We start from the raw sequence: 20,619 nt of genomic DNA on the forward strand, positions 1-20,619 counted from the left end.
CCCGAGACCGGCGCTCCCCGAGACCCGGCTCTCAGCCCTCCCCGCCGAGCGGCAGCAGGAGCTCGACGGGACCGTCGACGCTGACGCGCACCGGCACGCCCCAGTCCTGCTGGTGCAGGTGGCACGCCGCGCCCTCCGCGGGCACGCCGTCGGGCGCCACGTCGCACGACGCGGCCCGCGCCGCCACGTGCAGGACGCCTTCGCCGACGGCCGGGTCGAGCACGAGCCGGCGTACCAGGTCCGTGCCCCGCCCCTCGCCCTCGCGCAGCAGCGCCGGCGGGGTGGCGGAGACGTGGAGCTGCGAGGGCGGACCGAAGCGGTCGTCGACCTTCTGGCCCGGCGGCGGGGTGAAGGCGACGACGAGCTCGACGTCGCCCGCGACCTCGGTGACGGGCCGCTGCGTGGTGTGGGCGAAGCCGTCGGTCGCCACGACCCCGCCGAGCGGAACGCGGGTGAGCCGGTGCGCCGTCGACTCGACGACCACGAGGTGGTCGCCCTCGAGGTGGGCACCGCTGGGCTCGGACAGGTCGGTGGCCAGCGTCGTCAGCCCGCCCTGCTCCCCGGCGCGGCGGTCGAAGCGGCGCACCGCGCCGTTGTAGGTGTCGCAGACCGCGACGGAGCCGTCGGGCAGCACCGTGACGCCGAGGGGGTGCTGGAGCAGCCCGGCGTCCTCGCCGTGGCCGCCGGGGCCGTCGCGGAACCCGAAGTCGAAGAGGCCGGAGCCGACCGCGGTGCGCACCTCGAGGGAGGCGCCGTCCACCCAGCGCAGCGACGAGGTCTCGGAGTCGGCCAGCCAGAGGCGGTCCCCGTCCGCCGCGAGCCCGGAGGTCTGGGCGAACCACGCCGTCGCGAGCGGGCCGTCGAGGAGGCCCTCGTTGGTGGTGCCCGCGGCGACCTCCACCGCGCCGGTGAGGGGGTCGAGGGTCCACAGCTGGTGGATCCCGGCCATCGCGACCCAGACCCGGTCGCGCCACCACACGACGTCCCACGGCGAGGACAGCCGCTCGGTGCCGTCGCCCTGCATCCACTGGGTGCCGTCGCCGGCGAGCACCCGCGTGCTGCCGTCGGCGAGGGCGAGCCCCACGAGCCGGTGGGCCACGGTGTCGGCGACCACCACGTCGTACCCGACCCGCTCGGCCACCTCCGCCGGCAGCAGGCAGAGCCCGTTGGGCTCGCGGAAGCCGTCGAAGCGGCGCAGCACGGGGCCGTCCACCCCGGCGAGCTCGACGACCGCGTCGTGCCCCGCGTCCGCGACGAGCACCCGGCCGTCGGGCAGCGGCACGGCCTTCGCGGGGAAGCGCAGGTCGCCCGCGACGGCGGGTGGCGGCACGTACGGCGAGTCCCCCGGCTGCAGGGTGCCGCGCTCGCGGTGCTCGGCCACCAGCTCGTCGAGGAGCCGGTCGACGGCGTGGGCGTGGCCCTCCCCGGCGTACTGCGCCACGACGTACCCCTCCGGGTCGACGAGCACCAGCGTCGGCCACGCGCGGGCCGTGTAGGCCTGCCAGGTCACGAGCTCGGGGTCGTCGAGCACGGGGTGGGCCACGTCGTAGCGCTCGACGGCGGCCGCGAGCGCGTCCGGATCGGCCTCGTGGACGAACTTGGGGCTGTGCACGCCGACGACGACGAGGTGCTCGGCGTGCTTCTCCTCGACGGGGCGCAGCTCGTCGAGCACGTGCAGGCAGTTGACGCAGCAGAAGGTCCAGAAGTCGAGCAGCACGAAGCGGCCCCGCAGGTCACCCAGCGTGAGGGGGGCCGCCACGTTGAGCCAGCCGCGCCCGCGCAGCTCGGGGGCCCGGACCCGGGGGACGGTGCCGTCGTTCCTCGCCATGCGGGAGAGGCTAGCGGCGGCCGGGGACGGCGCCCGCCGGCCCTCCACAGCGTCCCCGCGACCCCTCCCCGCCCGGCCCGGCCCGTGGCTACTGTGGCGCCCATGACGACGCAGCAGCCCGCCCCCGAGACGGCTCCCCCCGGCGACCCCGAGGGGTCGACCGCCGAGACGAGCGAGGACGCGGCGCGGCTCGGGTCGTACGTCGACGTGTGGTGGCTGGCCGTCGGCGAGGCCCTCGACCTGGTCGAGCAGGTGCCCGACGACGCCTGGAGCCGCCCGACCGAGCTGCCGGGGTGGACCGTGCACGACGTGCTCGCCCACCTGGCGCACCTGGAGGCCGTCGCGGTCGGCGCCGAGCACACGCCGGTGGACGTCGGCGACGCGCCGCACGTGCGCAACGACATGGGCCGGTTCTGCGAGGAGGGCGTCGTGGCGCGGCGCGACTCGCCGCCCCGCACGCTGGTGCACGAGCTGCGCGCGGCGGCGACCACGCGCCGTACCGCCCTGGCGGCCACGCCGCCCACCGACCCCACGGCCCCGGCGCCGGGTGCCTTCGGCGCGATCGGGTGGGACACCGAGACCTTCCTCGGCAACCGCCCCCTCGACGTGTGGATGCACGCGCTCGACATCCGGCGGGCCGTCGGCCTGCCGGGCGAGGTGGAGGGGCCGGCGGCGTCGTACGTCGCGACCAAGCTCGTGCGCTCGTTGCCGTTCGTGGTGGGCAAGCGCGCGCAGGCGCCGGTGGGCGCGACGGTGGTGCTCGACGTGGCCGGGCTGACGGCTGTCGCGGTCGAGGTGGGCGAGGACGGCCGGGCCCGGGAGGTGGACGTCGCGGCGGTGGCGAGCCCCACGGTGCGGCTGTCCTGCGACCTGGAGACCTACGTGCTCGCCGCGGGCGGGCGCGGGGCGCTCGACCCGGCCGCGTTCGGGGTGGAGGGCGACCGCGACCTCGCCGACCGTGTCCTCGCGGGCCTGGCGGTCACGCCGTGAGCGCCTGGTCCCTGGCCGACGTGCCCTCGCTGGAGGGGCGCACCGTCGTGGTGACCGGCCCCACGAGCGGGCTCGGCGAGGTGACCGCGCTCGAGCTGGCCCGGGCCGGGGCCCGTGTGGTGCTGGCCGCCCGGAGCGAGGCGAAGCTGGACGTGACGGAGGCGGACATCCGCCGCGAGGTGCCCGGCGCCCGGCTGGAGCGGCTGGTCGTCGACCTCTCGTCGCTGGCGTCCGTGCGCGCGGCCGCCACCGAGGCCCAGCGCCTCGGCGCGATCGACGTGCTCGTCAACAACGCCGGCGTCATGGCGACCCCGGCGCGGCGCACCGACGACGACCTCGACCTGCAGATGGCGACGAACCACTTCGGCCCGTTCCTGCTGACCGGGCTGCTCCTCCCGCAGCTCGTCGACGGCGGCGAGGGACGCGTGGTGACGGTGTCGTCGATGATGCACACGATCGCGCGCACGCCCCCGCTGGGCGACCCGCGGCGGGCGCCCCGGCGCTACAGCCGGTGGGGCGTCTACGGGCAGACGAAGCTGGCCAACCTGCTGTTCACCCACGAGCTGCAGCGCCGGGCCACCGCCGCCGGCCTGCCGCTGCGGGCGCTGGCGGCGCACCCGGGCTACGCCTCGACCCACCTGCTGTCCTACGGCCAGACCGGCGGGTCGGGCGGCGGCGTGGCCTCGATCCTCGACGCGGTCACCCGGTTCACCGCGCAGTCGGCGGCGCAGGGGGCGGAGCCGACGATCATGGCGGCCACCGCCGACCTGCCCGGCGGCACCTTCTGCGGGCCCGGTGGCTTCCGGGGCATCCGCGGCAAGCCCCGCGTCGTCGGCTCGACCGCGCTCTCGCGCGACGCCGAGGCGCAGCGGCAGCTGTGGGAGCTGAGCGAGGAGACGGTCGGGCTCACCTGGCCCTGACCAAAGTCACCCCGCCCGCGCCCGTCGGCGGATGCGGTGGGCCGCGGTGGTGCCTAGCGTCGGGGCGTGGGCGAGGAGCAGGGCTGGGAGATCGACACCGGGACGCACCGGCACCGGGTGGTGACCGACGCGTCCGGGTGGTCGAACGTGGCGACCTGGTACGTCGACGGCGTCGAGGTCGCGCGCAGGCGCGGCAACGACGACGCGTTCGTCCTCGTGCCCGGCGACCGGGTCGGGAAGGACGACTCCGACTCCGACTCCGACTCCGATGAGGACTCCGATGAGGACTCCGATGAGGACTCCGATGAGGACTCCGACGGGGAGCCGAGGGGCCAGGCCGACGGCTCCGGGGCCGGCGCCTGCGAGGCCGGGGAGCCCGAGGCCGGGGAGCCCGATCCGGCGCTCGGCGCCGTGCGGGTGCGCTGGTCGACCTTCGGGGGCGCCCGCCGGGTGACGTGGTTCGGGCCGGACGACGCCGTCAGCGCGAAGGCGGGCGCGAAGGCCGCGGCCCGCACGGGCATCGGTGGCCTCGACCTGGACCCGGACCCCGGTACGCCGGCCGCCCGCCGCGAGGAGCGCGCCCGCCGCCACCCCGCGCTGTACGCCGCACGCCACGTCGTGGCGGGCGTGGTGAAGGTCGTCGGGCCGTTCGTCGTGGTGTGGCTGCTGGCGCGGCTGGCGTTCGCGGTGCCGCTGCCGTCGATCCCGTGGCCGGACCTGCCGTCCATCCCCTGGCCGGACCTCCCGTCGATCCCCTGGCCCGACCTGCCGTCGATCCCGTGGCCGAGCATCGACCTCCCCGACTGGCAGCTGCCCGCGTGGCTGCGGTGGTTGCTGCAGAACGCGAAGTACGTCGTCCCCGTCCTCATCGGCGTCGCCCTGGCGTACGGCGAGGTGCGGCGCCGCCGCACCCAGGACCAGCGCAAGGCCGAGCTGCGCGAGCAGCGCGAGGCCGAGACGCGCGAGAGGCGTGCCGCGCTGTCGAGCCAGGCGGACGGTGACGCTCGTGACGACGAGCGGCGCGAGGCCGACGAGGACCGGGACCCGGACCGGCAGCCGCCCGGTGGTTGAGGCGGCCGCGCCCGCGCTCGCTCCGGTGGTTGAGGTGGCCGCGCCCGCGCTCGCTCCGGTGGTTGAGGTGACCGCGCTAGGGCCCCCGCTCCGGTGATTGAGGTGGCCGCGCCCGCGCTCGCTCCGGTGGTTGAGGTGGGTGCGCCCGCGCTCGCTCCGGTGGTTGAGGTGGGTGCGCCCGCGCTCGCTCCGGTGGTTGAGGTGGGTGCGTTAGCACCCCTCGAAACCACGCCCGGGAAGGCCGGCGGCCAGGGGCACCAACCTTTCTGACCTGCGGAGACTCGATCTGTGGAGAACCGTCGACCGCGGCCGAGAATGTCGGTGGTCGCTGGTGTGATGGATCCATGACCGAGACCGCGCTGCACCCCCTCGCCGGGGTAGTGGCGCGCCTGCACGACGACCTCGATGAGGGTTTCGACCTCGGTCTCCTGACCCTCGGCCCGACCGAGACCGGCGGCGCACTCGTCGAGCTCGAACGGGCGGCGAACCGCCTCGCCGCCCTCCAGTCGAGGCTGCTGGCCCACGCCACCGATGTGCAGGTCGAGGACGAGACCGGCGCCCCGTCGACCGCGGTCTGGTTCGCGAACGCGACGCACGTGACGCGGGCCGAGGCCCACCGCCGGGTCCGCGTCGCGGTTGCCACCGACGAGCGGTACGACGCTCTCGTCGCTGCCTGCTCCTCCGGCGCGGTCTCACCCGGGCAGGCCGAGGCGATCGTGGGCGCGCTCGACGACCTGGGCGGCGACGTCGCCGGGAGGGTCCGAGACGAGGCCGAGGAGACGCTGGTCGGATTCGCGGCCGATCACGACGCGAAGGACCTGCGGGTGCTGGGGCGACGGATCCTCGACATCGTCGCCCCCGCGATCGGTGAGGCGCGTGAGGCGGAGCTGCTGGCGAAGGAGGAGCGTGAGGCGGCTGCGCGGATCCGGCTGACGATGCGCGAGGACGGGCACGGGTGCGTCCACGGCAAGTTCACGGTGCCGGAGATGCACGGCGCGATGTTCGCCAAGATGATCGACGCCATCGCCTCGCCACGGCGCGACCACTTGCGTGCCAACAATGACGCGGCCGACGCGGTCGCCCCGGAGACGGCCGACACCCCCGTCGGCGGGGACGCGCGACCGCTGTGGGAGGAGCGTGGTCAAGCGTTCGTCGAGCTGATCGAGCGGATGCGCGACGCCGACCTGCCCGACGCCGCCGGTGCGGGCGCGACAGTCGTGGTGACGATGCAGCTCGACACCCTCACCGGCGGGCTCGCGGCGGCGTCGTTGGACACCGGCCACCGCCTCTCGCCCGGCGAGGCCCGACGCCTCGCCTGCGGCGCAGACCTCGTGCCGGCGGTGCTCGGCACCAAGAGCGAGGTGCTCGACCTCGGCCGTTCCGCCCGGTTCCACAACAAGCCCCAGCGCATCGCCTTGATCCTGCGCGACGGAGGTTGCACCGCCGAAGGTTGCGACGCCCCGCCGCAGCGCTGCGAGGCCCACCACGACGACCCCTGGGCCCGCGGCGGCAAGACCTCGGTGGCCCGCGGACGACTGCTGTGCTGGCACCACCACCGCGTCGCGCACGACCCGACGTACCTGACCGAGACGCTCGGCACCGGCAAGCTCCGGTTCACGCGGCGGAACTGATGAACCCGCAACCCCGAGCCGTGGTTTCGAGGGCCGCTGGCGCGGCCACCTCAACCACCGGGCCAGCGCGGCCACCCCAACCGCCGGACCAGCGCGGCCACCTCAACCACTGGACCGGTGCGGCCGGCGCGCCCACCCCGCCCCTCGGTGGTTGAGGTGGGTTGCCCTGGCAACCCCTCGAAACCACACCAGCACGCCCGCGGGGTTTCGAGGGCCGCTGGCGCGGCCACCTCAACCAACGGACACGCGTGCGGCCGCCTCAACCTGGACCAGCGCCGCCGCCGGACCAGCGCGGCCACCTCAACCACCGGACCAGTGCGGCCGGCGCGCCCACCCCGCCTCACAAACCCCTCGCGCGCGTGGCCGGGCGGGCCCAGGATGGGGCGCGTGGAGACGGTGGTGTGGATCGACGAGGCGGAGGCGGGGTGCTGCGGGCCGACGTTCGCGACGTCCGACGTCATCACGTGGCACCTGGCGCCCGAGGACGGGTGGGCGCCGGACGGCCTGCACGAGCTCGACCCCGAGCTGGGGGAGGTCGCGTGGCGGCTGTCGCTGCACGAGGACCCCGCGCCGCCCGAGCAGCGCGGCAGGGTGCGGCGCATCCAGGCGCTGGAGAGGGAGGTCGACCCCGACCCGCAGGTCCCCTGGCCGGCACCGCTCCGGTCGCGACGGCGGGGCGGCTACGCGCCGGCGCCGGAGCTGTCGTCGTACTTGGTCGACGTGCCCCAGGTGCACCGCGACGACGAGCCCTCGCTCGCCGGCCGGCGCATCGTCGGCTGGCTGGTGGACCTCGACCTGTTCCCAGTCGCTCCCCGGGCCTGAACCCGGGCCGTGAGCCCCGCCCCGGAGCCCCTCCCGCGACGGGCCTCAGCGCGAGCGCGGCCCGAACGACGGCGTGATCTTCGCGAACGCCGACTCGCGGGCGACGCGGGCGTTGCGGGTCGCCAGCAGGAGCACCTGCTCGATGCGCTCGCGGGAGAAGGTACGGCGCGCGCTCGCGGTCTGCGCGCCGTCGAAGAGCCGCTTGGCGGCGGCGATCGCGTCGGGCGACTTCGTGCGCAGCGTCTCCGCGAGGGCCTCGGCGGCGGCGACGGGCTCGGAGTCCAGCTCGGTCACGAGGCCCAGGTCGCGGGCCTCCTTGCCGGAGACCACCTCGGCGGTCATGGTCAGCTTCTTCGCCACGTCGATGCCGACGAGCTCGGAGATGCTCCGCACCCCGCTCATGTCGGGGATGAGGCCCCACTTGCCCTCGAGCACCGACCAGCGCGAGTCGGGCGTCGCGATGCGGAAGTCCGCGGCCAGCGCGATCTGCAGCCCGCCGCCGTAGCAGTGGCCGTGCACGGCCGCGATCACCGGCACCGGCACCCGGCGCCAGGCCCAGCAGGCCTCCTGGAACTTGTTCGTCCCGCGCAGCGGGGACGGCAGCAGCGCACCGACGATCGCCGCCGGCTTGCGCATCACGGACCCGAAGTCGAGGCCGGCGCAGAACGAGTCACCCTCGCCGGAGATGACGACCGCCCGCAGGCTGCGGTCGGTGCGCAGCCAGCGGGCGATGCGGATCAGGTCGTCGAGCGTCTCGAGCGTGAGCGCGTTCAGCTTGTCGGGACGGGCCAGGCGCACGTGCGCCACGCCGTTCTCGACCGTGCAGGTGACGTACGTGGTGGTCGGCGAGGAGGCGCGCATGGCCGCGATGGTACTCGCGGGTAACGACGCGCGCCTCCCCCTCGACTCAGCGGAAACGCTTGCTGACGTCCGCGGCGCTGTGCGAGGAGCCCGCGCCGGCGGGGCGGGCCGCGCCGGAGCGAGCGGCACCGGCCGTGCGCGCCCCACCGGAGCGCGCGCCACCCGCGGAGCCGCCACGACCGCCGCCGGCCGAGCCCGAGCGGCCGGAGCCGCCCTGCCCGGTGGCGGGACGCGACGAGCCGGAACCGCCCTGGCCCGAGCCACCGCCCGAGCCCGTGCGACCACGACGGCGACGCGGTCGGCCGCCCCCGCCGCCCCGGCGCTCGTCGGAGCCCTCGCCCGAGGCGGAGCCCGCGGAGCCACGGCCGCCCGAGGCGACCTCGGTCGTCATGTCGAGACCACCGGGGACGAGCTTGCGCTCGCCCGGGGCCAGCTCGGCGAGGACCGCGTCGGTCGGGCCGGCGAGCTTCGTCGTGCGGGGACGGATGCCCGCGGCCTTCGTCAGGGCGCGGACGTCGCGGGCCTGGTCGTCGGTCATCAGGGTCACCACGGTGCCCGCGGCGCCGGCGCGCGCCGTACGCCCGGAGCGGTGCAGGTACGCCTTGTGCTCGGCCGGCGGGTCGGCGTGGACCACGAGCTCCACGTCGTCGACGTGGATGCCGCGGGCCGCGATGTCGGTGGCCACGAGGGTGGTCGCCCGGCCGGCGTGGAACGCGTCCATGTTGCGGGTGCGGGCGCCCTGCGACAGGTTGCCGTGCAGGTCGACCGCCGGCACGCCCGCCTTGTTGAGCTGGCGGGCCAGCGCCTTGGCGCCGTGCTTGGTGCGGGTGAAGACGACCGTGCGGTCGGAGCCGCTCGTGAGGTCGACGAGCACCGGGAGGCGGTGGTCGCGGTTCGCGAGGTGCAGCACGTGGTGCTCCATCGCGGAGACCGGCGACTGCGCCGAGTCGGCCTCGTGGGTGACGGGCTGCTGGAGGAACTGCTTCACCAGCGCGTCGATCGCGTTGTCGAGCGTCGCCGAGAACAGCAGCCGCTGGCTGCGCTTCGGGGTCGCGGCCAGCAGGCGCCGCACGGCGGGCAGGAAGCCGAGGTCGGCCATGTGGTCGGCCTCGTCCAGCACGGTGATCTCGACGTCGCCGAGGCTGCAATGGCCCTGGCCGATGAGGTCCTCGAGGCGGCCGGGGCAGGCGACGACGATGTCGACGCCGCGGCGCAGCGCCTGCACCTGCGGGTTCTGGCCGACGCCGCCGAAGACGGTGCGCGTCGTGAGGCCGCTCGCGGACGCCAGGGGGGACAGCGCCTCCTCGATCTGGCCGACGAGCTCGCGCGTCGGGGCGAGGATCAGGGCCCGCGGGGCCCCCGGGCGGGGACGACGGCCGGAGCCGGCCGTCAGGCGCGCCACCAGCGGCAGCAGGAACGCGTAGGTCTTGCCCGAGCCGGTGCGGCCGCGGCCGAGGACGTCACGGCCGTTCAGCGAGTCGCCGAGCGTGGCGGCCTGGATCGGGGTGGGGACGGTGATGCCCTGCGCGGACAGCACGTCGCAGAGGGCGGTGGGCACGCCGAGGTCGGCGAAACCGGGAGAAGTCATGAGGAGGGGACAACCTTCGTCAGCTGACGTCCCACCTGGGGCCCGGCCGGCGACGGGGCCGGCGGGCACGTGCCGCGTCGGAGCGGCCACGTCCGCCGCCACGAGGGGCGGACGCTCGGTCCGAGGTGAGACGGGACGGGCCGACTCGGCCAACGTAGCGGCCCGCCCCGGCGTACGACGATTCCCCACCCCCCGCGCGGGGGGTGGGGTGGCCGAGGTCACGTCCGCCAGGACCAGACGAGCGCGTCCCTCAGGACCAGGCGAGCGCGTCGTCGTCGAGGTCGGCGCCGCGGATGGCCCGCAGGTCGGCCACGTAGTTCTGCCGCAGCCGCCACGGCGACTCGGCGCCCTGCTTGGGCAGCTGGTCGATCGAGCGCAGCACGTAGCCGGCCTCGAAGTCCATGAACGGCTCCTCGGCGACCGTGGGGTCGCGCTGCACCTCGACCTTGCGCAGGCCGGAGCCGTGCAGCCGGCCGAGCACCTGGGAGACGTAGTCGGCCACCAGGTCGGCCTTCAGCGTCCAGGACGCGTTGGTGTAGCCGATCGTGTACGCGAAGTTCGGCAGCCCGGTCAGCATGAGACCGCGGTAGGCCATCGTGTCGGGCAGGTCGACCTCGTCGCCGTCGACCTCGAAGCGGATGCCGCCGAACGCCAGCAGGTTGAGCCCCGTGGCGGTGACCACCACGTCGGCCTCGAGCTCCTCACCGCCCTCCAGCCGGATCCCGGTGGGCGTGAAGGTCTCGATGCGACCCGTCGCGATGGACGCCCGCCCCGAGCGCAGCGCCTTGTAGAGGTCGCTGTCGGGCACGACGCAGAACCGCTGGTCCCAGGGGTCGTACGGCGGGTTGAAGTGCGTGTCGACGTCCACCTCCGGCAGCTGGCGGCGCGTGTAGGCCCGCACCGCCTTGCGCACGGGGCCGGGGAACTTCTGGCTCACGTTGAAGAACGCCATCTGCTGGAGCACGTTGCGCCAGCGCACCACCTGGTAGGCCGTCATCTCCGGCAGCACCTTGCGCAGGGCCAGCGACAGCTTGTCCTTCGCGGGGATGGAGATCACGTACGTCGGCGTGCGCTGCAGCATCGTCACGTGGGCGGCGGCGCCCTCGCCCGACGACAGCGACGGCACCAGCGTGATGGCGGTGGCCCCCGAGCCGATGACGACGACCCGCTTGCCGCTCACGTCGAGGTCCTCGGGCCACTCCTGCGGGTGCACGAACGTGCCCGCGTACTGCTCCTCGCCCGGGAAGGTCGGCCGGTAGCCCGAGGCGTAGTCGTAGTAGCCCGAGCAGCAGTAGAGGAACCCGGCCGTGTACGTCGTGGGCTCGCCGTCGACGAGCGCCTCGACGCTCCAGCGCGCGGCGGCCGAGTCCCACGAGGCGCCGACGACGCGGTGGCCGTAGCGGATGCGCTCGACGAGGCCGAACTCCTCGGCGGTCTCCCGCACGTACTCCCGGATGGCGGGCCCGTCGGCCAGGGCCTTCTCGCCCAGCCACGGCTTGAAGCGGTAGCCCAGCGTGAACATGTCGGAGTCGGAGCGCACGCCGGGGTAGCGGAAGAGGTCCCAGGTGCCGCCGAGCGCGTCGCGCGACTCGAGGATGACGAGCGAGAGCCCGGGGTGGTCCTGCGCGATGCGGGCCGCCGCGCCGATGCCCGACAGGCCGGCGCCGACGACCAGGACGTCGACGTGCTCGACGGGGGCGGTGGGGCGCACGACCTCGTCGTGCGGGGCGGGGCGGGAGTCTCCGGTCGGCCCCTCGCCGTCGGCCGCGGAGGCCGTCGGGTCGCCCGGGACTGCGAGGTCGGTGGGCTCGGGGGTGTCGCCGGAACGAGCCGGTGTCTGCGCCATGGTCGGGATCATGGCGCAGACACCGGCTTGTTGTCACGCGTTCAATAGCGCGCGGGGTGGTCGATCAGCGGATCAGAAGATCTCGCCGCCGGGGACGATGTTGAGGCGGAAGTCGCTCGTGGCGGCCGGGTCACCCGTGTACTCGGTGACCTCGATCTTGTAGGCCTCCCCCTCGACGACCTCGACGACGCACTCCTCGTTGTCGTAGGAGCTGTCGCGGTTGCACAGCTCGTCCCGACCGCCGTCCAGCACCCGCAGGCGGAAGTCGATCGCCCCGGTCGAGCCGCCGCCGGCCACGTCGATGAGCTCGATCGTGATGACGCCGGACTCCGTGGCGGTGATCGTCGTGCTCGCGCCGCCGGGGGGCATCGTGGTGCCGCCCGAGGTGGTGCCGTCGGGCAGGACCGCCGCACCCGGGGTGCTCGCGGGCGGGTCTTCCGAGCCCTCGATCTCCTCGATCGTGAGACCCGAGTCGGTCGCCACGGCCAGCACGTCGCCGGACAGCGTGCACTCGTCGCCGTCGCCGCAGTAGAAGTCCGTGAACAGGCCGCTCGGCACGTCGTAGTCACCGTTGGTGTCCTCGAAGATCGCCGCGCCGATCTCAGCGCCGTCCGCGAGCTCGACCTCGTCACCCGGGCTGAGGAGCTCGGCGTCGATGACGTCGACGTAGACCTCGAGCGACGTCAGGTCCTCGTCGCCGTCGTACTCGATCGTGATCTCCTGCGTGCCGTCCTCGGCCACGTCCCACGCGCCGATGCCCGAGCCCGAGAACCAGTTCTCGCTGATCATGGAGTTGTCGTAGCCGTCGTACGTCGGGCTGGAGAGGTCCTCCTGCTCGGAGGTGAGGACGATGATCTGGCCGGCCTCGGCCTCGAGCTCGAGGACGGCCTCGTCGCCGTCCAGCTCGATCTCGTTGACCGCGCCGAGCTCGATGCCCGAGCCGCCGTCGTCGGTCGACGACGACGACTCGTCGCCGCCCGGGTCGTTGTCGTCGTCCTTGTTGTCGTCGCCCTTGAAGACGGTCAGCATCAGCACCGCCACGATCGCCGCGACCACGAGCAGGGCGACGATCGTCCAGATGATGATCCACTTGCGCTTGCCGTTGCCGCCGGCGCCGCCGGGCCCGCCCGGACCACCGGGGGGCGCGCCGTACTCGCCGCCGTCGTAGCCGCCCGGCCCGTAGCCGCCCTGGCCGTACGCACCCTGGTCGTACCCGCCCTGGCCGTAGCCACCCTGCTCGTAGCCGCCCTGCTCGTAACCGCCCTGCTCGTAACCGCCCTGGGGCGCGGCGTAGCCACCCCCGTACGCGGGCGGGACGCCCTGGTCACCCTGGCCGCCCTGGGCGTAGGCGCCCGAGAAGGTCGTGGGGCCCTCGCCGGAGGGGCCGCCGTACTGCCCCTGGGGCGGGTACGACGGGGAGCCGGTCGCGCCGAAGGGCTGCGTCGGGTGGTTCCCTGAGCCGTGGACGTTGGTGGCGTCGCTCGGGGTGCCGCACTCCTCGCAGAACGCGGAGTCGGGCGGCAGCTCGTGGCCGCAGGCGGTGCAGTTGGTCATGACTAGTTTTCCTTCCAGCGCCCGGGCCTTCGGGCGAGCGACGTGAGGCTACCGGGTGGCGAGCCCGGCCGGGGCGCTCCCTACCCCGCTGGTCACCCCGCCAATCCAACGCGGCGACGCGTGCCATGTCACGCCGACGGGCCGCGGGGATGCCGATGCATCCCCGCGGCCCGTCGTGGTCGGGTCCTCCCCGCGCGAGCAGCTGCTCGGGGGTGGCTCCGGTGGTGGCTCAGGCGGCCTTCTCGACCTTCCGGGCCGCGGCGAGACGCCGGGCCTGCTGGTCGAGGCGCAGCTGCGCGACGCGACGGACCTTGCGGTCGCCCGTCGTCATGGCCCACAGCAGCTTGAGCTGGCCCGGGAGGTTGGAGCGGTTCGTCGTCTCGAGCCAGCCGTTCGGCAGCGACAGGCGCACGACCTTGTGCCAGGCCGAGTAGACCTGCGCCGGCAGCGAGGCCTCGTGGTAGTTGAGCTCGTACTTCTCGAACAGCGCCTTCACCTTCGGGGCGACCTCGGCGTACCGGTTGCTCGGCAGGTCGGGGAAGAGGTGGTGCTCGATCTGGTGGGACAGGTTGCCCGTCATGATGTGCATGGCCTTGGAGCCGGAGATGTTGGCGGAGCCCAGCATCTGGCGCAGGTACCACTCGCCGCGGGTCTCCTTCTCCGGGATGGCGGCCTTCTCGTAGGTCTCGACGCCCTCGGGGAAGTGGCCGCACATGATGACGGAGTGGCTCCACAGGTTGCGGACCAGGTTGGCCGTGAAGTTCGCGGCCAGCGTGGGCAGCAGCGAGCCGGTGGGCGCGGACAGCAGCGGGTGGACGACGTAGTCCTTCGTCGCCTGCTTGCGGATCTTCGCCAGGGTCGCCCGCGCCGACTTCTTGAACGACTCCGGACGCTTGTCCTTCGGCGTCTTCAGGTTCTTGCCGAGCTCGAGGTCGTAGGCGGCGATGCCGTACTCGAAGAAGCAGGCGTTGATGAAGTTCCACAGCGGCTGCGCCAGGTAGAACGGGTACCAGCGCTGGTCCTCGTCGACGCGCATGATGCCGTAGCCGAGGTCGTTGTCCTTGCCGATGATGTTCGTGTAGGTGTGGTGCAGCTCGTTGTGGCTGTGCTTCCAGCCCTCGGCCGTGGAGGCGTTGTCCCACTCCCAGGTGGTCGAGTGGATCTTCGGGTCACGCATCCAGTCCCACTGGCCGTGCATGACGTTGTGCCCGATCTCCATGTTCTCGAGGATCTTGGCGATCGACAGGCCGACGGTGCCGGCGACGAAGGCGGGCGGGAACGCGCTGGCGAGCAGCACCGCGCGGGAGCCCAGCTCGAGCTTGCGCTGCACGTCGATGACCCTGCGGATGTACGCCGCGTCGCTGCCGCCGCGGGTGTCGAGCACCTCCTGGCGGATGGCGTCGAGCTCGTGGCCCAGCTGCTCGACGTCCTCGGGCGTGAGGTGGGCGATGGGGCTCTCGGTCTTCTTGCTGACGACGGTCATGGTGGATCCCCTCAGATCTCGATGTGGCAGGGGCCGGCGGCGGCCGTGATGCAGGTCTGGATGCGGATGCCCTCGGGCCCGACCTCGCCGGGCACCGCGGTGGTCACCTCGCCGTTGCGCAGGTCGCGCACGGAGCCCTCCTTGAGCGGGAGGACGCAGCCGAAGCAGACGCCCATGCGGCAGCCGCTCGGCATGAGGACGCCGGCGGACTCGCCGGCGTCGAGCAGGGTCGTGGCGCCGTCGGCGTCGACGGTCGCGCCCGTGCGGGTGAAGCTGACCTCGCCGCCCTCGGAGACGACCAGGTTGGCGGGCCGGAACTGCTCGGTGAACAGCTCGAGCCCGGCGGCGGCGTGGTGGGCCTCGATGGCGTCGAGGAGCGCCCCGGGGCCGCAGGCGTACGTCGTGCGCTCGCCCAGGTCGGGCACCAGGTCGGCGAGCCGGGCGACGTCGAGCAGGCCGTGCTCGTCGTCGTAGCGCGCCACGAGGCGGATCGCGCCGGCGGCGTCGAGGGCCTCGAGGTCGCGGCGGAAGATCGAGTCGGGACGGCTCGGCGCCACGTGGACCACGGTGATGTCGAGGTGGGCGCTGCGCGGGAGCCGCACGACGCCGTCGTCGGTCACCGGGAAGAGGTTGCGGAGCATGCCGACGACCGGCGTGACGCCGGAGCCGGCCGTGACGAACAGCAGCTTCGAGCGGGTGCCGTCGGCGGGCGCGTCCGCGACCTCGGGGGCCAGCACGAACTCGCCGGTGGCCTGCTCGAGGTGCACCAGCGTGCCCACCCGCACCTCGTGGACGAGGTGGTTGCTGACGACTCCCTCGGGGACGGCCTTCACCGTGACGGAGATGAGGCCGTCGCGGCGGGGGCCGTGGGTCAGGGAGTAGGCGCGCCACTGGCGCACGCCGTCGACGTCGACGCCGATGCGGACGTACTGGCCGGGGACGTGGCCCGCCCAGTCGGAGCCGGGGCGGATGACGATCGTGGCGGCGTCGGCCGTCTCGGGCTCGACGGCGACGACGCGACCGCGCAGCTCGGCGCCCGCGCGCAGCGGGTTGAACAGGTCGAGGTAGTCGGCAGGCACCAGCGGCGTGACGGCCGCGTTGGCCAGCCGCTCGAGGCGTGCCCGCAGGGCCGGGCGGGTGCGGGACCCGCCCGAGCGGCTCTGCAAGAGGGGAGCGAAGGAGCTCATGACCCCATAGTGGCGTCCCGGCGGCGTAATCTCGTCACGCCCGGTGGTTGAATCGACCGGGAAGAGTTGTTCGCTCGGAACAAGGTCGGCGCGTCCAGGCGCGCCCCGGAGAGCCGGAGACGCCGTGGACTCACCGCTGCGGGAGGGGGTCGCCCTCCCCGCCTCGACCGTCGCGTCGCTGCGCGCCGCACTGCCCGAGGTGGCCGGACGGACCGTCGAGGCCATCATCACCGACGTCCCCAGCTACGCCGGCGCGCTGTCCGGGCCCATGGGGGCGACGATCCGCCAGGCCGTCGAGCTGGCGCTCGGCGGCTTCGTCTCGCTGGTCTCGGGCGGCTCCCGCGACCCCCGCACCCCCACCGCCGCCTCGGTGCGCGGCGCCTACGACCTGGGCCGCGGCGAAGCACGCAGCGGGCGCTCGATGGAGGCGCTGCTCGCGGCGTACCGCATCGGCGCGCGCGTCTCGTGGCGCGAGCTGTCCCGCACCGCGGTCGAGGCGGACATCGACGCGGCCACGCTCGCGGGCTTCGCCGAGCTGGTCTTCGCGTTCATCGACGAGCTGTCCGCCTCCAGCGCCGCGGGGCACTCCGACGAGCTCGCCGCGAGCGGGCGGGTGCGGCGCCGCCGCCTGGAGCGGCTCGCCCACCTCCTGCTCGAGCGGGCCCCCGCCGACGCGGTGCACGCCGCCGTCGAGGCCGCGGACTGGCCGCCGCCCGCGACGTTGACCGCGCTCGTCGTGCCCAGCGAGCAGGCCCGCGCCGTGCTGACCGTCGTGGACCCGGCGACGCTGCAGCCCGCGGACGAGCTGCCCGCCCTCGGGGACGGCGAGCGGGTGCTGCTGCTCGTTCCCGACGTACGGCGGCCCGCGCTGCTCGCGTCCCTGACGCGGCGCGACGTGGTCGTCGGTCCGACGGTGCCGTGGCTGGAGGCCCGCACCTCCTACGACCGCGCCGAGCGGGCGCTGGCGCTGCGGGCCCCGGAGGGCGAGGCGTTCGCCGTGCCCGACGGCGTGCTCGACACCGACGACCTGCTGGCCCGGCTCGTGGTGCACGCCGACCCCGCGGCCCACGCGGCGCTGCGGGCCCGCGCCCTCGCGCCGCTGGCCGGCGTACGTCCCGACACGGCCGCGCGGCTCGAGGAGACGTTGCGGGCCTGGCTGCTCCACCAGGGCCGGCGCGACGACGTGGCCGCCGCGTTGTTCGTGCACCCGCAGACCGTGCGCTACCGCATGGGCAAGGTGCGCGAGCTGTGGGGCGAGTCCCTCACCGACCCGCAGGTCGTGCTCGACCTCGTGGTGGCGCTGGCGTGAGCAGCGACGTCGCGCCCGACCCCGTCGGGGGCCGCACGGATACTGGACGCATGCGTCTGCGCCGCCCCCTGCTCGGTCCCCTCGCCACGGGCACCGCCCTCGTGCTCGCCCTCGCCGCCTGCAGCGACGACGGGTCGGGCGGGGACGCGGGCGACGAGCGCGGGTCGGCGTCCGCCGAGGAGACCCCGGCGGGCCCGGCCGTGCGCACCGACGACTCCGACGACCACGCCGACCAGGTCTACGTGGCGATGGGCGACTCCTACACGGCCGCACCCGGCGTCGACCCGGCGCAGGGCGACTCGGGCGTCTGCGGGCGCTCGCAGGTCAACTACCCCTCGCTCGTCGCCGGGGCCTTCGGCGGCTCCACGCTGGTCGACGTGTCCTGCTCCGGCGCCACGACGGGCGACCTGCTGGCGAGCCAGCAGCTCGCCGGCCAGACCATCCCGCCCCAGGCCGACGCCGTGACCGCCGAGACGGACGTCGTCACCATCAGCACGGGGGGCAACGACTTCGGGGCCTTCGGCGTGCTCGCCGGGCAGTGCGAGCAGCCCGGTACGACGTGCCCCACCCTCGACCTCGCGACCGCGCAGGAGGGGCTCGCGCGGGTCACCAGCGACCTCGTCGCTGCCATCGACGTCGTCCGCGAGCGCGCCCCGCAGGCCCGGGTGCTCGTGGTCGGCTACCCCCAGGTGGTGCCGCCGGGCACCGAGGGGTGCGAGGACCTGCCCGTCGACGGCGACGTGCTGGGCCTGGCGCGCCTGCTCAACCAGGAGCTGGCGAACGCCCAGCAGCGGGCTGCGGAGCAGGCGGGCGTGGACTACGTCGACGTGTTCGCCGCGACCGAGGGCCATGCCCTGTGCAGCGACGACCCCTGGATCAACGGCGGCGACTTCGTCGACGCGGCGCCGTACCACCCCCTCCCTGCCGGCCAGCGGGCCGTCGCCGCGGAGGTCGTCGCCGCTCTCGACGGGTGAACCCGGCTCCGCCCTTGGGAACGGATACCCCCCGGGGGTATGTTCTCCTCCTGTGAGCACCACCGGAGGAGGACCCACCATGGCGGACGGACCCCGCACCGCGACCCGGCTCGGCCTGTACGCCGCCGGGCTGGCGGTCGTCTTCGCCGGCGCGTACGGCGCGGGCGCGGCACTCGTGCCCGACTCCGTCGTCGACCGCTGGGTCGAGCGCGCGGGCGCCGACGGCCACGGCGGGGACGACGGCGCCGAGCAGGGCGGCCACGACGCCGGCCACGGGGGTGGCGACCGATGAGCACGGCCGGCACCACGAGCCTCGAGCTCGCCATCGGCGGCATGACCTGCGCGTCCTGCGCGAACCGCGTCGAGCGCAAGCTCAACAAGCTGGACGGCGTCGAGGCGTCCGTGAACTACGCCACCGAGAAGGCCCGGGTCGCCGTGCCCGAGGGGTTCGACCCGCACCTGCTCGTCGCCGCGGTGGAGCAGGCGGGCTACCGCGCGGAGCTGCCCGCCGTACCGGACGAGCAGGGCGCGCCCGCCGGGGACGCGGGCAACGCCGGGGACGACCGGGCCGCCACCGAGCTGCGCGCGCTGCGCGACCGGCTGGTGGCCTCGGTCGTGCTGACGGTGCCCGTCATCGCGCTGGCGATGGTGCCGGCGTGGCAGTTCACGTACTGGCAGTGGCTCTCGCTCGCCCTGGCCTGGCCGGTCGTCGTCTGGGGCGCGTGGCCGTTCCACCGGGCGGCGGCGGTCAACCTGCGCCACGGCGCGGCGACGATGGACACCCTCGTCTCGCTCGGCACGCTCGCGGCGCTGGCGTGGTCGGTCTACGCGCTGTTCTGGGGCACGGCCGGGATCCCCGGGATGACGCACGCCTTCGAGCTGTCCGTCGCGCCCTCCGACGGCGCGGCCAACATCTACCTCGAGGTCGCGGCCGGCGTGACGACCTTCGTGCTCGCGGGGCGCTACTTCGAGAAGCGCGCCAAGCGCCGGGCCGGCGACGCGCTGCGGGCGCTGCTCGAGCTGGGCGCGAAGGACGTGGCGGTGCTCCGCGGCGGGGTCGAGACCCGCGTCGCGGTGGCGGACCTGGCGGTGGGCGACGAGTTCGTCGTGCGCCCCGGCGAGAAGATCGCCACCGACGGCGAGGTCGTGAGCGGTACGTCGGCCGTCGACGCCTCGCTGCTGACCGGCGAGTCCGTGCCCGTCGAGGTCGGACCCGGCGACGCCGTCACCGGCGCCACCGTCAACGCCGGCGGGCGGGTCGTCGTGCGCGCCACGCGGGTCGGCGCCGACACCCAGCTCGCCCAGATGGCGCGCCTCGTCGAGGACGCGCAGTCGGGCAAGGCGGAGGTGCAGCGGCTCGCCGACCGGGTCTCGGGCGTCTTCGTGCCGGTGGTCATCGCGATCGCGGTGGCGACCCTCGGCGCCTGGCTCGGCGCGGGCTTCCCGGCCTCGGCCGCGCTCACGGCGGCCGTCGCGGTGCTCATCATCGCCTGCCCCTGCGCGCTGGGGCTGGCGACGCCGACGGCGCTGCTCGTCGGCACCGGGCGGGGCGCGCAGCTCGGCGTCCTCATCAAGGGCCCCGAGGTGCTCGAGTCCACCCGCCGCGTCGACACGGTCGTGCTCGACAAGACCGGCACGGTGACCACGGGCGCGATGGCGCTGGGCGACGTCGTACCGGCCGCGGGCGAGGACCGGGCCGTCGTGCTCCGGCTCGCCGGCGCGCTCGAGGCGGCCTCCGAGCACCCGATCGCCCGGGCGGTCACCCACGCGGCGGCCGAGGCCGACCCGGACGTCCCGCCCGTCGAGGGCTTCACGAACGTGCCCGGGCGCGGCGCCCACGGCGTCGTCGAGGGCCACGCCGTCGTGGTCGGGCGGCCCGCGCTGCTCGCGGACTGGTCGCAGCACCTCGACGCCGACCTCGAGGCCGCCCGCGGGCGGGCCGAGGCGGAGGGCCGTACCGTCGTCGCCGTCGGCTGGGACGGCCGGGCGCGGGGCCTGCTCGTCGTCGCCGACGAGGTGAAGCCGACGAGCGCGGCGGCCGTCGCGCAGCTGCGGGCCCTGGGCCTGCACCCCGTGCTGCTCACCGGCGACAACCGCGCCGTGGCCGAGCAGGTGGCGGCCGAGGTGGGCATCGACGAGGTGGTCGCCGACGTGCTGCCCGAGGACAAGGTCGCCGTCGTCACCCGGCTGCAGGGCGAGGGGCGCGTCGTGGCGATGGTCGGGGACGGCGTGAACGACGCCGCCGCGCTCGCCGCCGCCGACCTCGGCATCGCCATGGGCACCGGCACCGACGTGGCCATCGCGGCCGCCGACATCACGCTGGTGCGCGGCGACCTGCGCGTCGCGGCCGACGCCGTGCGGCTGTCGCGGGCGACGCTGCGCACGATCCGCGGCAACCTGTTCTGGGCGTTCGGCTACAACGTCGCGGCCGTCCCGCTCGCGGCGCTCGGGCTGCTGAACCCCATGCTCGCCGGCGCGGCCATGGCGTTCTCGAGCGTGTTCGTGGTGGGCAACAGCCTGCGCCTGCGCCGGTTCCGCGCCGGGAGCTGAGGGGC

General features: G+C 74.8%; 16 protein-coding genes. 9 read left to right on the plus strand and 7 right to left on the minus strand.

Annotated features, from left to right (window positions below):
* Window positions 1-31 precede the first annotated feature (31 nt).
* Window positions 32-1,828, minus strand: a complete 1,797-nt coding sequence (locus tag ACOACO_RS01780) for a thioredoxin-like domain-containing protein (RefSeq protein WP_420294541.1) — start codon at window positions 1,826-1,828, stop codon at window positions 32-34.
* Window positions 1,829-1,930: 102 nt separating this feature from the next.
* Here ACOACO_RS01780 and ACOACO_RS01785 point away from each other — a divergent pair, with 102 nt between their 5' ends.
* The 5 genes from ACOACO_RS01785 (at window position 1,931) to ACOACO_RS01805 (ending at window position 7,262) form a co-directional block, all read left to right on the plus strand.
* The gene (locus ACOACO_RS01785; protein WP_420294542.1) at window positions 1,931-2,818 is read left to right on the plus strand and encodes a maleylpyruvate isomerase family mycothiol-dependent enzyme; all 888 of its coding nucleotides are present in this window, start codon (window positions 1,931-1,933) and stop codon (window positions 2,816-2,818) included.
* On the plus strand, window positions 2,815-3,738 hold the full coding sequence (locus ACOACO_RS01790) for an oxidoreductase (RefSeq protein ID WP_420294543.1): 924 nt from the start codon (window positions 2,815-2,817) through the stop codon (window positions 3,736-3,738). Before ACOACO_RS01785 ends, ACOACO_RS01790 begins: the two co-directional genes overlap by 4 nt.
* 66 nt (window positions 3,739-3,804) lie before the next feature.
* Window positions 3,805-4,809, plus strand: a complete 1,005-nt coding sequence (locus ACOACO_RS01795) for a hypothetical protein (protein ID WP_420294544.1) — start codon at window positions 3,805-3,807, stop codon at window positions 4,807-4,809.
* A 344-nt stretch (window positions 4,810-5,153) separates the two neighbouring features.
* Window positions 5,154-6,440 (plus strand): DUF222 domain-containing protein, encoded by a 1,287-nt coding sequence (locus ACOACO_RS01800; RefSeq protein ID WP_420294545.1) that lies wholly within the window; start codon window positions 5,154-5,156, stop codon window positions 6,438-6,440.
* Window positions 6,441-6,827: 387 nt separating this feature from the next.
* On the plus strand, window positions 6,828-7,262 hold the full coding sequence (locus tag ACOACO_RS01805; RefSeq protein WP_420294546.1) for a DUF6578 domain-containing protein: 435 nt from the start codon (window positions 6,828-6,830) through the stop codon (window positions 7,260-7,262).
* Window positions 7,263-7,307: 45 nt separating this feature from the next.
* Here the strand turns inward: ACOACO_RS01805 and ACOACO_RS01810 are convergent, their stop codons facing one another.
* From ACOACO_RS01810 to ACOACO_RS01835, 6 genes are all read right to left on the minus strand, one after another.
* Window positions 7,308-8,123 carry a crotonase/enoyl-CoA hydratase family protein gene (locus tag ACOACO_RS01810; protein ID WP_420294547.1) on the minus strand — a complete coding sequence of 272 codons (816 nt, stop codon included), beginning with the start codon at window positions 8,121-8,123 and terminating at the stop codon, window positions 7,308-7,310.
* Between the two features lie 46 nt (window positions 8,124-8,169).
* Window positions 8,170-9,711, minus strand: a complete 1,542-nt coding sequence (locus tag ACOACO_RS01815) for a DEAD/DEAH box helicase (RefSeq protein ID WP_420294548.1) — start codon at window positions 9,709-9,711, stop codon at window positions 8,170-8,172.
* Window positions 9,712-9,961: 250 nt separating this feature from the next.
* The gene (locus ACOACO_RS01820; RefSeq protein ID WP_420294549.1) at window positions 9,962-11,557 is read right to left on the minus strand and encodes a flavin-containing monooxygenase; all 1,596 of its coding nucleotides are present in this window, start codon (window positions 11,555-11,557) and stop codon (window positions 9,962-9,964) included.
* A gap of 72 nt (window positions 11,558-11,629) precedes the next feature.
* Entirely contained in the window at window positions 11,630-13,111 is a 1,482-nt protein-coding gene (locus ACOACO_RS01825; RefSeq protein WP_420294550.1) for a zinc ribbon domain-containing protein, read from the minus strand.
* Between the two features lie 229 nt (window positions 13,112-13,340).
* A complete protein-coding gene (locus ACOACO_RS01830) occupies window positions 13,341-14,594 on the minus strand; it encodes a fatty acid desaturase family protein (RefSeq protein WP_420294551.1) in 1,254 nt (417 codons plus the stop codon).
* Window positions 14,595-14,605: 11 nt separating this feature from the next.
* Entirely contained in the window at window positions 14,606-15,781 is a 1,176-nt protein-coding gene (locus tag ACOACO_RS01835) for a ferredoxin reductase (protein ID WP_420294552.1), read from the minus strand.
* A 124-nt stretch (window positions 15,782-15,905) separates the two neighbouring features.
* On the opposite strand from ACOACO_RS01835, the gene ACOACO_RS01840 reads away from it, so the two are divergent.
* The 4 genes from ACOACO_RS01840 (at window position 15,906) to ACOACO_RS01855 (ending at window position 20,614) form a co-directional block, all read left to right on the plus strand.
* Entirely contained in the window at window positions 15,906-17,090 is a 1,185-nt protein-coding gene (locus tag ACOACO_RS01840; protein WP_420294553.1) for a PucR family transcriptional regulator, read from the plus strand.
* Complete coding sequence (locus ACOACO_RS01845; RefSeq protein ID WP_420294554.1) at window positions 17,087-18,064, plus strand: SGNH/GDSL hydrolase family protein; 978 nt, start codon at window positions 17,087-17,089, stop codon at window positions 18,062-18,064. The genes ACOACO_RS01840 and ACOACO_RS01845 overlap by 4 nt, the downstream gene beginning before the upstream one ends.
* A gap of 79 nt (window positions 18,065-18,143) precedes the next feature.
* Window positions 18,144-18,356: a hypothetical protein gene (locus ACOACO_RS01850; RefSeq protein WP_420294555.1), complete on the plus strand. Its 213-nt coding sequence runs from the start codon at window positions 18,144-18,146 to the stop codon at window positions 18,354-18,356.
* On the plus strand, window positions 18,353-20,614 hold the full coding sequence (locus tag ACOACO_RS01855) for a heavy metal translocating P-type ATPase (RefSeq protein ID WP_420294556.1): 2,262 nt from the start codon (window positions 18,353-18,355) through the stop codon (window positions 20,612-20,614). Before ACOACO_RS01850 ends, ACOACO_RS01855 begins: the two co-directional genes overlap by 4 nt.
* Window positions 20,615-20,619 lie beyond the last annotated feature (5 nt).

This window comes from Nocardioides sp. CPCC 205120, assembly GCF_048654585.1.
Lineage (GTDB): Bacteria > Actinomycetota > Actinomycetes > Propionibacteriales > Nocardioidaceae > Nocardioides.

Excerpts from the sequence above, each read along its gene's own strand:
- ACOACO_RS01800 (WP_420294545.1), top strand. The coding sequence starts at position 5,154 with ATGACCGAGACCGCGCTGCACCCCCTCGCCGGGGTAGTGGCGCGCCTG.
- ACOACO_RS01810 (WP_420294547.1), bottom strand. The coding sequence starts at position 8,123 with ATGCGCGCCTCCTCGCCGACCACCACGTACGTCACCTGCACGGTCGAG.
- ACOACO_RS01820 (WP_420294549.1), bottom strand. The coding sequence starts at position 11,557 with ATGGCGCAGACACCGGCTCGTTCCGGCGACACCCCCGAGCCCACCGAC.
- ACOACO_RS01815 (WP_420294548.1), bottom strand. The coding sequence starts at position 9,711 with ATGACTTCTCCCGGTTTCGCCGACCTCGGCGTGCCCACCGCCCTCTGC.
- ACOACO_RS01785 (WP_420294542.1), top strand. The coding sequence starts at position 1,931 with ATGACGACGCAGCAGCCCGCCCCCGAGACGGCTCCCCCCGGCGACCCC.
- ACOACO_RS01780 (WP_420294541.1), bottom strand. The coding sequence starts at position 1,828 with ATGGCGAGGAACGACGGCACCGTCCCCCGGGTCCGGGCCCCCGAGCTG.
- ACOACO_RS01850 (WP_420294555.1), top strand. The coding sequence starts at position 18,144 with ATGGCGGACGGACCCCGCACCGCGACCCGGCTCGGCCTGTACGCCGCC.
- ACOACO_RS01835 (WP_420294552.1), bottom strand. The coding sequence starts at position 15,781 with ATGAGCTCCTTCGCTCCCCTCTTGCAGAGCCGCTCGGGCGGGTCCCGC.
- ACOACO_RS01830 (WP_420294551.1), bottom strand. The coding sequence starts at position 14,594 with ATGACCGTCGTCAGCAAGAAGACCGAGAGCCCCATCGCCCACCTCACG.
- ACOACO_RS01855 (WP_420294556.1), top strand. The coding sequence starts at position 18,353 with ATGAGCACGGCCGGCACCACGAGCCTCGAGCTCGCCATCGGCGGCATG.
- ACOACO_RS01825 (WP_420294550.1), bottom strand. The coding sequence starts at position 13,111 with ATGACCAACTGCACCGCCTGCGGCCACGAGCTGCCGCCCGACTCCGCG.